The 11,409-nt window shown below is 51.1% G+C and carries 7 protein-coding genes and 1 pseudogene; 5 read left to right on the forward strand and 3 right to left on the reverse strand.

Features of this window, described 5'->3' with window-relative positions:
- Nucleotides 1–326 precede the first annotated feature (326 nt).
- Nucleotides 327–1,976, forward strand: coding sequence for an alpha/beta fold hydrolase (locus ELR70_RS21050; protein WP_054015938.1), 1,650 nt, complete (start codon nucleotides 327–329; stop codon nucleotides 1,974–1,976).
- Nucleotides 1,977–2,015: 39 nt separating this feature from the next.
- Here ELR70_RS21050 and ELR70_RS21055 read toward each other — a convergent pair whose 3' ends face one another.
- From ELR70_RS21055 to ELR70_RS21065, 3 genes are all read right to left on the reverse strand, one after another.
- Nucleotides 2,016–2,708 carry a penicillin-insensitive murein endopeptidase gene (locus tag ELR70_RS21055; protein WP_054016055.1) on the reverse strand — a complete coding sequence of 231 codons (693 nt, stop codon included), beginning with the start codon at nucleotides 2,706–2,708 and terminating at the stop codon, nucleotides 2,016–2,018.
- A 119-nt stretch (nucleotides 2,709–2,827) separates the two neighbouring features.
- Complete coding sequence (locus ELR70_RS21060; RefSeq protein WP_054015939.1) at nucleotides 2,828–3,958, reverse strand: hypothetical protein; 1,131 nt, start codon at nucleotides 3,956–3,958, stop codon at nucleotides 2,828–2,830.
- 311 nt (nucleotides 3,959–4,269) lie between these two features.
- Nucleotides 4,270–5,316 (reverse strand): fibrinogen-like YCDxxxxGGGW domain-containing protein, encoded by a 1,047-nt coding sequence (locus tag ELR70_RS21065; protein ID WP_054015940.1) that lies wholly within the window; start codon nucleotides 5,314–5,316, stop codon nucleotides 4,270–4,272.
- Between the two features lie 191 nt (nucleotides 5,317–5,507).
- Here ELR70_RS21065 and ELR70_RS21070 point away from each other — a divergent pair, with 191 nt between their 5' ends.
- From ELR70_RS21070 to ELR70_RS25770, 4 genes and pseudogenes are all read left to right on the forward strand, one after another.
- A complete protein-coding gene (locus ELR70_RS21070) occupies nucleotides 5,508–6,923 on the forward strand; it encodes a PfaD family polyunsaturated fatty acid/polyketide biosynthesis protein (RefSeq protein WP_054015941.1) in 1,416 nt (471 codons plus the stop codon).
- A gap of 17 nt (nucleotides 6,924–6,940) precedes the next feature.
- Nucleotides 6,941–7,996, forward strand: a complete 1,056-nt coding sequence (gene fabD, locus ELR70_RS21075; protein ID WP_054015942.1) for an ACP S-malonyltransferase — start codon at nucleotides 6,941–6,943, stop codon at nucleotides 7,994–7,996.
- 260 nt (nucleotides 7,997–8,256) lie between these two features.
- Complete coding sequence (locus tag ELR70_RS21080) at nucleotides 8,257–9,801, forward strand: carbamoyltransferase C-terminal domain-containing protein (protein WP_241566343.1); 1,545 nt, start codon at nucleotides 8,257–8,259, stop codon at nucleotides 9,799–9,801.
- 108 nt (nucleotides 9,802–9,909) lie between these two features.
- A pseudogene (locus ELR70_RS25770) lies at nucleotides 9,910–11,399 on the forward strand (beta-ketoacyl synthase N-terminal-like domain-containing protein); the annotation flags it as partial.
- Between the last annotated feature and the right edge of the window lie 10 nt (nucleotides 11,400–11,409).

An 11,409-nucleotide genomic window follows, 5' to 3' on the forward strand; every position in this document is an offset into this window, starting at 1 on the left:
ACAAGTTAGATGATTTAAAAAAGGAAAATAAAATGGTCAGACCAGATGAGCATGGAGATGAAAAAGACCCGTCATATTTACGCACCGGCAATTTGCTTTTTCTGGATGTTTGGCTCAACTGCCTACACAGCCATAACCTGAACGCCCCCTGGTGCTGAAAACCATTTTCAACCTCGACTCAGAATTATAATTCAAAAAGCGCACTCAGCTGGTTTATCAGTATGAACCTTTTTCAGGTAAAAAATAATTCAAAATAAAACATGAATAAGATAGTGTTAATTACAAACGAACAAGGTTGATAAAAAGTAAAGGGAAATAAGAAAACAATGAAGCTATCAATAGTCGCACTGAGTGCGCTCACACTGAGCAATGTCAGTCAGGCCGCCACCCTCACAGAATCACACTTTAACCGCTATCTGGATTTTAACTGGGGCGCGTGTCCGACGCAGTTTCAGTCCACAGATGGTAAAAACACCTGTACACTGGCCGATGTGCCTCTGAACTGGCAGGAGCCAGACGGTAAGAAAATCTCCGTGCTGGTCTCTAAATACCCTGCAAAATCGGCAAACAGTAAAGGGCAAATTTGGTTGTTGCAGGGTGGGCCAGGTGGCTCTGGCAGCTTTTTTGTGCAGCAATTAAATACCACTTTGTCGCCTTTTACCGAGCAATATGATTTATACGTGCTGGAACATCGCGGCGTTGGCTGGTCTACTCATCTGGCGTGCAGCAATCCGCTTGACGCCGATTATGCTCAGTATGCCCAAACCTGTTTTGATGATCTCCATCAGCAATGGGGTGATGGTCTGTTTGAGTTTAATACCACAGCAGCAGCACGGGATCTGGATTATGTGATCGGCAAAAGTAAGGTGCTCAACTGGCAACCCAGCTATGTCTATGGCGTTTCTTATGGCACGCTGTGGGCACAAAGGTTCAGTCAGGTTGCCCCAACCGGCGCTCAGGCCATTATTCTCGACTCTGTGCTGCCACCCGCCGAATTTGGTAATGACCTGTGGGATGAGAACTTTAACGCAACACTGGACGATTTGCTCGCCTACTGCCAGCTTGATACAAGCTGTCAGTCGCGGTTAAATTTCAGTTCGCTGTCGCAGCTCAAACTGCGCCTTAATGACATTTTTACCGCCCAGCACTGCCCCGGACTGGACTTTGACCGCCGGGCTTTGCATATCCTGGCGTCCCTCGGCTTGTCTCGCTCTGTGGAGCAGATATTGTTGCCCGCGCTGCATCGCCTGAACCGGTGTAATAACGATGACGTCGTGGCCCTGAATAACCTGCATAATTTTGTCTTTAAAGGCCTGGGTAAAAAAGTGCTCCCACTTGGGGAAAAAGATCCTTTGGGCTTTTCGCACGTTGTTTCAAAACTTATTACCCACAACGAAATTAATCATGTGCAACGCGATTTGCCAACCAAGCTGGCTTATTGTCAGGATGCCATTGCCTGCTACCCTGACTTTATGAGCTATCGTATACACATAGATAAGCAAATCTGGAGCAATCGTTACAGCGACCCTTATATCTATCAGCCAATGCACCACTACATGCCGACCTTGGTACTCAATGGCGACCTGGACCCACAAACGCCGCATACCTATATACCGCTGATCCAAAACGCGTTTACTAACATTAATCAGCGTTATGTTGAGCTGCCGCAGACCCATCATGGGGTGCTTTTTGTCAGCCAGACCAGGGACGTAAACACCAACACCTGTGGTGCGACAATCATGCAAAACTTTATTGGAGATATCTGGAGCCAGCCAGATACCAGCTGTATCGAAGAATTGCAGGGGCTTAACTTTGACGCATCCACCATGGCAAGCCTGGTGCTGTTCGGTACGACCGATGCTTTTGATGGCCTGCCAGAGGTCATGTCAGAGGCCGATATCATGCAGCTCAAGGCATCTGATCCACAAGCATTTGCGCAGGCATCCGCCACCTTTATGCCACTAATTGACTTCTGATAGATTTATTTCACATTTAACACAATGACTGAAACCACGTTATCCGGTTTCAGTCATTGGCTCACAGGGTATGTCAAAATCAACATGATAGTGTTCATCATGACGGACCCAGGACGGCTTTTTAGAAAACTGAACCTGAGTTTTCAGATATTCCCCATACAGTGTGCTGAATAAGTTCGGTTGCAAATTAGGGTCGAAAATAACACGCCAGATATCATGACCGCGACGTATTGCCTGCTGATGCAGCACGACAATGTGCGCCGCCATCGCATCATAGTCTATTCTCAGGCCGTCAAACTGCTCCTGTTCATCAAACTCGATAAGGTAGCCAAACTTATTAAATGGATGTGTTGGCAAGTGTACCGACTCACCTGCTGTATTGATAACGGGCGTCATAAAATCCACCGATAAGCCATTACGATGGGTTTTATGTGGCCTGAACTGTCCGCCTGCGGCAAAACCTGTCTCAGCGTACTTATACACTTTATCTGGGTGCGATTGTTCCAGCGCCTGATAGGCAGCTGTCACAATTTCATACACCTCTGAATGTACATAGGTACGCCCGGCCAGCCGCGCAAGCCGGCTGTAACCTTCAAAGTTGTTCCCTGAATACGGTAGCTCGACCCCATCGCTCAAAGCGCCTCGTGCCGTTGTACCATAACAGGTGCTGGTTTTAGCGTTCGCAAACACAGGGACGAGAATAATGAATGGTAATAAAGATCGATATGTCATTGCGACAATGTAACTGCACTGAACTGAATAAATGCTGACAAAATTTGTGGTTGTCTGGCAGCTGCCAGCATGCAATACCTACTCGGCTGGGTCCAATAAGACCCAGCCAGTTTAGGGGGTTAAGGATAAGTTACTTTTAGTGGTGCCAGTTTAAATGCCCCTTGCTTTGCCTCATTCAGGCCAGTCAGTGCGATAAAGCTGGTTTGGGTTTGGCGCTGGTAGTGATCCTCAGCATAGCCAAGTTGCTTTGCCTGCTCAGGGCTGCCAAGCGGGTTATGTTCAAACGCAAAGTTCATCAGCCAGTAAGTTTCATAATCGCGGGCATAGGTATTGCGATTTAGAAATGCCCCATACTGCGAAGGAATATCCCAGGCAATTTTGGTCTGGACCTGTTCTGAGTCCGGCGCGCTTAGATAGCTTAAAGTAAAAAACGGTGCCAAAAAGGCTTTGGCATTGCCACGCAGCGCCCCCAGTTCGTAAACCGGGTTATCCCAATTCCAGACGCCAAAATCGGTTGCGGCGACGCTCAGTCCGCCTTGCTCCACATCTTCTTTGAACAGCAAGCGGGAGATATAACCATCCAATACTACCTCACCCTTGATGGGCAAGATCAGGTGTGCAAGCTCACTGTAGCCTGGGTGGCTGTAGTCGCATTTCCCAAACCGTGAGTTGAGACAATACACAATATCATTGTCAGCTGAAACCTGATTGAGATCGCTGGGATGCTGCATTTTCAGAGCATAAGGCAGGCGTGCTGCATTATTATGTTGTAATAAGTTCAACAATGCTGCTCGACTGTAAGACAGCTCAGTTAAAAAGCTCTGCGATTTCCCCTCAATCAGTCGATCGCTATTTACCCAGATATTCAGCGTATTGCTGTCTTGCAAACGAGCCAACGCCTCACGCACGGGCAAATCTGCAGCCCAGGCTTGCCTTTGACCCTGAACCCGCTCGGGGATAAAAATACCACAGTGCAAAGAGTGCTGACCTGAGTAGATATCAAAAAATGCAAACTCCAGCCCACTTGCAGCAAAGCGCGCCCGAAGATGTGGCTCTCCTTGCTTATCTATAATGTCAAAACCGAGAAAACGTAATGAGGAGTCTGGAGTCAATGCAGATTGACTGAGCGAATACTCACTGTGTGCGCTCAGTGCTGCGCTACATTCGTTGTCTACCAGGTGAACACTGGCCAGACTTACCTGACTGCATACTACAGCAGCCAAAAAGAAAAAACGTGATAAAACTGTCATGATCTAGTCCTTGAAGTGATTAAATGTTACTCAGCAGCCAAAACGGCTCCTAGTAATGCGGCACTGCGTTACTACCAAGCTGAGATCTAACAGCAAATACCGCAAGCCACAGCCCAACAAATTAACATTTACCACAACATTTTAACAGCAGAAAGTTTTAAGCCTCTAACGCGCTGTCTCTATCTATGCAAATCTGGGGGGCAGATGAAGAGCTGATTGTCGCCTTGAGGAAATAACAGACTCTTTAACCATAAAGTCATGTCTAGCCATAGGAATGGGGCAAATCACTTTACCCCACTAAAGTTTATCGTTTAACGCATCCAAAGTAGCGCGAAATTCTGGCCATTTGGCTCTACTTTAGAAATACAGGAAGTGGAGCCCAACTTATCCGAGTTGTAACTGCCGCGGGCGACCCAACAATGCGTCGTACCATACAGGTCAATCTGCCAGCCCACCTGATAGCTGCTGCGATACACATCATCATCCCAGGCCAGATAGTCCGGATTCACACAGCCGACTTTAGCTGTGCTGGCGTCATCATAATCGGTGCGACAGCTTGGGATCTCTCTCAGCTCCTTCATGTAATCACCTCGGTCGAGGAAGCCCCATGAATACCGGATCAAATCCAGCTCTTGCGTTGTCAAGTTGTCAGCAAAGGCATTCTTATTGTTATTACAGCCCGCGCCTACTGGGCAGGCAATTTGCTCACGAGCATCCGCAAAGCGGGTTAAATCGCCCTGATACAACCACAACTTAGTCGGTGCCAGAGGGTTTGTTTCAGGGTCTGAGCCGTAATCTGAGATCCGCGCTTTACCGCCCGGCTCCTTATTAGGGTAACTGCCAACCAGTGTCCAGCCACCGCCATGGGTTGTCATATCACAGTACACAGAGAGCGGTTCGTCATTATCATCGACAATCTGATACACACCATCGCCGATACTCGCACCGGCATCCAAAATTTGTTGACAGGTTCTGAATGCTTCATCAGCCGCATTCACCATGCCCCAGTCCCCCGCGCGGCCATCGTCACTGTGCCAGCTGCCCTGATAGTGTCCTGATGTACCGCGGTGGCCAGAAAAATACTGACTCTGACCTGATACTAGATCGCTCACTTCAAAACGAATACTGGTGCCATTCAAGCTAGTGGAGCCAGACAGGATTTTGTTCTCTGTCGTGGCGATAAAGTGTCTACTAAATCCCTGCATTGTAAAATCAAAGGTCAGGTCATTGACCAGTACACCATTGTGATGGTTATCCATATTGAGTAAGTAGGTACCGTCAAATTGTGTCGACGTCTGATTCGCGAAAGCACTGCCGCTGAGTACGGCAAGTGATAGTAAAGTCCGATAAGAGCTCATAGTTAAATCCTTAACCTATAAAGAAAATGTACTTTAAAGTCATTTGTTTCACTATTCAATACGACGACATTACGAAAAATACCCTATTCCTGCAGCGATGATTTAGACTCCTCCAACCTCCTGCTTCTCCATTATGTTTTCATAATTATGTATTACGGTTCAGTGTAATTATCATACTCTGGCATTGACCCTTGATTCATACTCTCTCAGGCGACACCAGCCCAAACCAGTTTCCAGCCATTTCAGCGCAACAGCTGGGCGCCGCATCGTTTCGGCGCGACTATGGCGTTAAGTATGCCTATGCCAGCGGCGGCATGTATCGGGGCATTGCCTCGGCAAAGCTGGTTATCGCCATGGCACAGGCCGGCTTGCTGAGCTTTTTTGGCTCGGGCGGCTTGTCTGTCGATGTCGTTGACCAGGCACTGAGTGAAATACAAAACGCGCTCTCAAAAGAACAGCGCTTTGGCCTGAACCTGGTCTGCAATCTGACCCAGCCAGAGCAGGAAATGGCGTTGGTTGAGCTGTGCCTGAAGCGCCAGATTCGTCGCCTGGAAGCCGCGGCTTTTATCCGTATTACTCCGGCGCTGGTACTGTATCGCCTGCGTGGTCTGGTGCGAGATGAGCAGGGCCAGGTGGTGTCGACCAATAAGCTGATGGCCAAAGTGTCACGCCCGGAAGTCGCCAGTGCGTTTTTAAGCCCGGCACCCGAGCACATCGTTGCTCGTTTACTTACGGATGGTCAGATCACCGCCGAGCAGGCTGAGTTGAGTAAGCAGATTGCCATGTGTGACGACCTGTGTGTGGAAGCCGATTCCGGCGGTCATACCGATCAGGGTATGCCGGCGGTGCTGCTACCCGCCATGCAACTGTTGCGCGATACCCTCAGCGCTGAGCATGCCTTCAACATTATACCGCGCGTCGGTCTGGCCGGGGGCATAGGCACACCTGACTCGGCGGCGGCTGCGTTTATGATGGGCGCAGACTTTATCCTGACCGGCTCCATCAACCAGTGTACGGTCGAAGCCGATACTTCGGCGGCTGTGAAAACCCTGTTGCAGGACATCAATGTACAGGACACCGACTACGCCCCTGCCGGAGACATGTTTGAACTGGGTGCCAAAGTACAGGTGCTGAAAAAAGGCGTGTTTTTTCCTGCCCGGGCGCAAAAGCTCTATCAGCTTTATCAGCACTACCCGTCACTGGATGCTATCCCCGCGGCGCAGCGTGCGCAACTGGAAGACAAAGTATTTAAAAAGACCTTTGCTGAGATCTGGCAGGAAACCTGTCAGTACTTACATCAGCAAGGGCGCAGTGAAGAAGCAATGCGTGCAGAGCAGGACCCTAAGTACAAGATGGCCCGCGTGTTTCGCTGGTACTTTGCCCACTCGATGAAGCTGGCATTTGCCGGAACCACTCAGGAGCGGGTCAATTTTCAGGTCCATACCGGACCGGCGTTGGGGGCGTTTAATCAATGGGTGAAAGGCACTGATCTTGAGCCGTGGCAACAGCGCCACGTGGCCAATATTGCTCAGCTGCTGATGACAGAGACCGCCACCGTGCTGACAACCCGAACCCGGCACTGGCTGGCGCCAGCACACGTCGATTAACCACAGGCGAGGCAACAATGAAAAGCTATTTATTTCCCGGACAGGGCGCGCAATACGTTGGCATGGGCAAGACCTGGTTTGACTTGTTTCCCGAGCAAACCCAGGTAGCCAGTGACATGCTGGGTTACTGCATTAAAACCTTGTGTCTGGACGACCCACATAACCAGCTGAACCAGACCGAGTACACCCAGCCTGCCCTGTATGTGGTCAGTGCGCTGGCATTTTTGGCACACCAGCAGCGCGACCCGGCGCCTGCGGACTTTATGGCCGGGCACAGCCTGGGCGAATACACCGCGCTGTTTGCCGCCGGTGCGCTGTCTTTTGAAGATGGCCTGCGACTGGTGCAACAGCGCGGCGCCCTGATGAGCCAGGTGAGCGGCGGTGCGATGGCCGCGGTATTGGCGTTAGACGAGGCCGCGATAAGAGCAACTCTGGCAGAGCATCAGCTGGATGCGCTGGACATTGCCAATCTGAATAGCCCGCAGCAAAGCGTGCTCTCAGGCCTGAGCGACGACATCAGCCGTGCTCAGCCTGCTATAGAGCAAACCGGTGGGCGGTTTATCCGGCTTAACACCAGCGGCGCATTCCATTCCCGCTATATGACCGATGTACAGGCAGACTTTGCACGCTGCGTGGCAGAGGTTGAATTCAAAGCCCCCGCAGTCCCTGTGATTGCCAACGTCAGCGCGCTGCCCCACCAGAGCAACACTATCCAGTCACAGCTGGTCGCACAGCTGACCCACTCAGTACGCTGGACCGAAACAATTACCTACCTGCTGGCGCAGGGTGACATGACATTTGTCGAGCTGGGCCCAAAGAAGGTCCTCACTAAATTAGTGGCGGAGATCAAACAACACGCAGTTGACTACGCACAAAACGACACCCAAACGCTGGCACAGCAGGTTGAACAGTGGAATCAAACGCATGGCGTCGGCACAACAATCAAAGTCGCCCATATTAGCGAGCCAATGCGCACCCGTACCCCAGCCATATTGCTGTTTGGCCACCGACCCGCGGTGTATGTGGAAGGCGCGCAGGGCTATATCGCATTAGACGAAGCCACAGCGCTGTAACAGAGAAAGAATATGCCCCGGCACAGACCGGACACAGAATAATGACCCAACTTTTGGACTGAAACGATGAAATACTATATTGGCCTTGCCACCTCCTTTCATGATCCTGCCATTGCGATTGTCAATCAGCAGGGTGACGTGATTTTTGCGAAGACGCCGAGCGTTTTCTGGGCTACAAACGGGGCCTGTACTGCCTGCCGGATAACCCCTATTACATCGAGGAAGTCCTCAAGACCTATTGCAGCGACTGCACTGAACTGGTGATAGCCAAAACCTGGAGTAAAGGCCGCGAGAAAAGCACCAACATACTCGAAAACGTGGTGCTGAGCATTCTCGAAACCTTCTCGTTTAATATTGACGTGAACACCCGCGACATCAAAGATCAGTTCTACTTTGCCCGAGCCTCACAGGCCGCTGCGGGGCGCACCCTGTCGCGCTTTTTTGAAGCCTCATGCCGTAACTTTATCGTGGGTAACTACCGTAATAAAAAGCCCACTGAAGTACGCTATTTTGATCACCACCTTACGCATGCCGCCAACGCCTGTTTTAACAGCCCATTCAGCGAAGCCTCCTGCCTGGTGGTAGACGGTATGGGCGAGAAAAGCAGTATCGACTACTTCACTTATAAAGACGGTAAGATCACCCCGGCACCTATCAAGGTGAAACGCTCATTTAAAAGTCTGGGCCTGTTTTACACCATTATTTGTGAAAACCTGGGCTTTGATCCGCTCAAGGGCGAAGAATGGAAAGTCATGGGCCTGGCACCTTATGGTAAAAAAGATCAGAAAATCTACGACCTGCTGCGCGCCTCTTTGCAGGTGAAAAACGGCAACTTCGTGGTGCCGAAAAACCTCAATGCCATTATGAAAGAGATCAAAGCCATGGCGCGCGAGCCGGGCGAATCCATTGAAGCCTACAAAGATTTTGCCTACACCGGACAACTGGTATTCAGTGAGATCTTTATGGATCTGATCGATGCTATCTATGAGCATGCACCGTCGAAAAACCTCGCGATTTCCGGCGGCTGTGCACTGAACTCCTCGTTCATGGGCACCGCGCTGGCGAAATCCAAATTTGACAACATTTTTGTACCCTCAGCCCCGGCAGACGATGGTAATGCCATTGGTGCCGCCTTGCTGTGCTACCAGCAGGATAACCCAAGCTGGCAGCCTTCTACGCAAATTCAGAGCCCCTATACCGGCTCTGAGGTGAAGCAAAAATCACTGGATAAACTGCACCGCTACAGCCACCTCAAAGCCACCGATTATGGCGAAGATGTTTATAAGAAAACCGCAGAGTTTCTGGCCGAAGGTAAAATCATCGGCTGGGCACAGGGCCGTGCTGAGTTTGGTCCGCGCTCTTTAGGCAACCGCTCAATCCTGGCTAACCCGTGTCTGGTCGACATTAAAGACACAGTGAACGCCCGGGTTAAGTTCCGCGAAGAATTCCGCCCCTTTGCGCCGTCTATCCTGCATGAGTATGGAGACGAGTACTTTGAGGACTATCAGGAATCTCCTTATATGGAGCGTACTTTGGTGTTTAAAGAAGCGGTGCGCGACAAGGTGCCGGGCGTGGTGCATGTCGACAACACCGGCCGCCTGCAAAGCGTGAAGAAAGAATGGAACGCGCCATACTATAAGCTGATCGACAGCTTCCGTGAAATCACCGGTGTGCCGGTACTGCTGAACACCAGCTTTAACATTATGGGTAAGCCCATTGTCCACTCGGTTGAGGACATGCTGGCGGTGTTTTTGATGTCCGGCATTGATGTGCTGGTGATCAACAACACCATTTACGAGAAGTAACCCTGTAGCAGTCACGCCATAAACGTGGCTGCCCGATTGAGAAAGACCCGCGCGACGCTCAAACAACAGCGTTCGCGCAGCCCGACTAGACGTTTATCGAGACAGATCATGACAAGCAAACACAACCCGCAGACTCCCTCTTTGCCAGACAAGACACCGGATATTGCCATCGTCGGCCTGTCTCTGCGTTTTCCGGGCGCCGATAACAAACATCAGTTCTGGCACAACCTCAGTCATAAAATCAGCAGTATCAGCGAAGTGCCAGTGGAGCGCTGGGACTGGAAAAAATACTACGACCCAAAGCCCGATAAACAGGCGCAAAAGAGCATTAGCAAATGGGGCGGCTTTATTGGTGATATCGCCGGGTTTGATGCCGGCTTTTTTGCCATTTCCCCCAAAGAAGCGCAGAGCATGGATCCCAGCAGCGCCTGAGCATGGAGCTGGCCTGGGCCTGCTTTGAAGATGCGGGGCTCGCACCATCGCAATTTAAAAATACCGCCACCGGTGTCTATCTGGGGTGCAGCAATACCGACTATCAGGAGTTTTCGACCGGTAATATCGACCCGCACTTTCTGACCGGCATGTCGACCGGGGTGTTTGCCAATCGCATCTCACACTATTTTAATTTTCAGGGGCCCAGTGAAACCGTCGATACCGCCTGCTCTTCGTCTTTGGTGGCCATTCACAAGGCCATGAATGATTTTCGCTCAGGTGAGATCAATGCCGCGCTGGTTGGTGGCGTTAACCTGCTGATCACCAAAAACCGCTATGTCAGCTTTAGCAAGCTGGGCGTGCTCTCGCCGCGGGGGCGCTGCAAAACCCTGGATGCCGAAGCCGATGGTTATGTCCGTGGCGAAGGGGTTGGCATGGTGTTATTGCTGCCGGTAGAGACCGCCAAAGCGCTGAATGCCACCATTTATGGCATCATCAAAGGCAGCGCTGTGGGGCACTCAGGTAAAACCAATACCCTGACCTCACCGAGCCCGTTTTCGCAGTCGCGGGTGATCCAGCAGGCCATCGACAATGCCCGGATAGGCTCTGATCAGATTGGCTTTGTCGAATTACACGGCACCGGCACCGTGCTGGGCGATCCGTTGGAGATCCAGGGCCTGAAACGCGCCTTTCGAGCCAGTAAACAGCAAACGCCCGATACGCCGTGCTATCTCAGTACAGTGAAAACCAATATCGGCCATTTAGAATCGGCCGCCGGTATTGCCGGGGTGATCAAAACCTTGCTGGCCTTTGAGCATGAACAGGTGCCGCCGCTGCAAAACTTTGCGACGCTGAATCCGAAAATCTCTCTGCAGAAATCGCCGTTTGAGTTAGCCACCGAATGTGTGCCCTGGGCGGGCGAGCAGCGCCTTGCCGGAATATCCTCCTTTGGCTTTGCCGGAGTGAACGCCCATGTGATCTTAGAATCACCACAATATCTCAACCCACAGCGCCCAGCGTTAGACACCGCCCTGCCGATACTGCTGTCGGCCAGAACCCGGACCGCGCTCACGCAGCGTGCCGCAGACTTGCTTGCCTACCTTGAGTCGGATAACCCGGTTGAGCTGCAGGATTTAAGTTATACGCTCACGGTGGGCCGGGAATCGATGAAACACC

Origin of the sequence: Pseudoalteromonas sp. R3 (assembly GCF_004014715.1) — a bacterium.
Taxonomy (GTDB): Bacteria; Pseudomonadota; Gammaproteobacteria; order Enterobacterales; family Alteromonadaceae; genus Pseudoalteromonas.

Excerpts from the sequence above, each read along its gene's own strand:
- ELR70_RS21050 (WP_054015938.1), top strand. The coding sequence starts at position 327 with ATGAAGCTATCAATAGTCGCACTGAGTGCGCTCACACTGAGCAATGTC.
- ELR70_RS21055 (WP_054016055.1), bottom strand. The coding sequence starts at position 2,708 with ATGACATATCGATCTTTATTACCATTCATTATTCTCGTCCCTGTGTTT.
- ELR70_RS21060 (WP_054015939.1), bottom strand. The coding sequence starts at position 3,958 with ATGACAGTTTTATCACGTTTTTTCTTTTTGGCTGCTGTAGTATGCAGT.
- ELR70_RS21065 (WP_054015940.1), bottom strand. The coding sequence starts at position 5,316 with ATGAGCTCTTATCGGACTTTACTATCACTTGCCGTACTCAGCGGCAGT.
- fabD (WP_054015942.1), top strand. The coding sequence starts at position 6,941 with ATGAAAAGCTATTTATTTCCCGGACAGGGCGCGCAATACGTTGGCATG.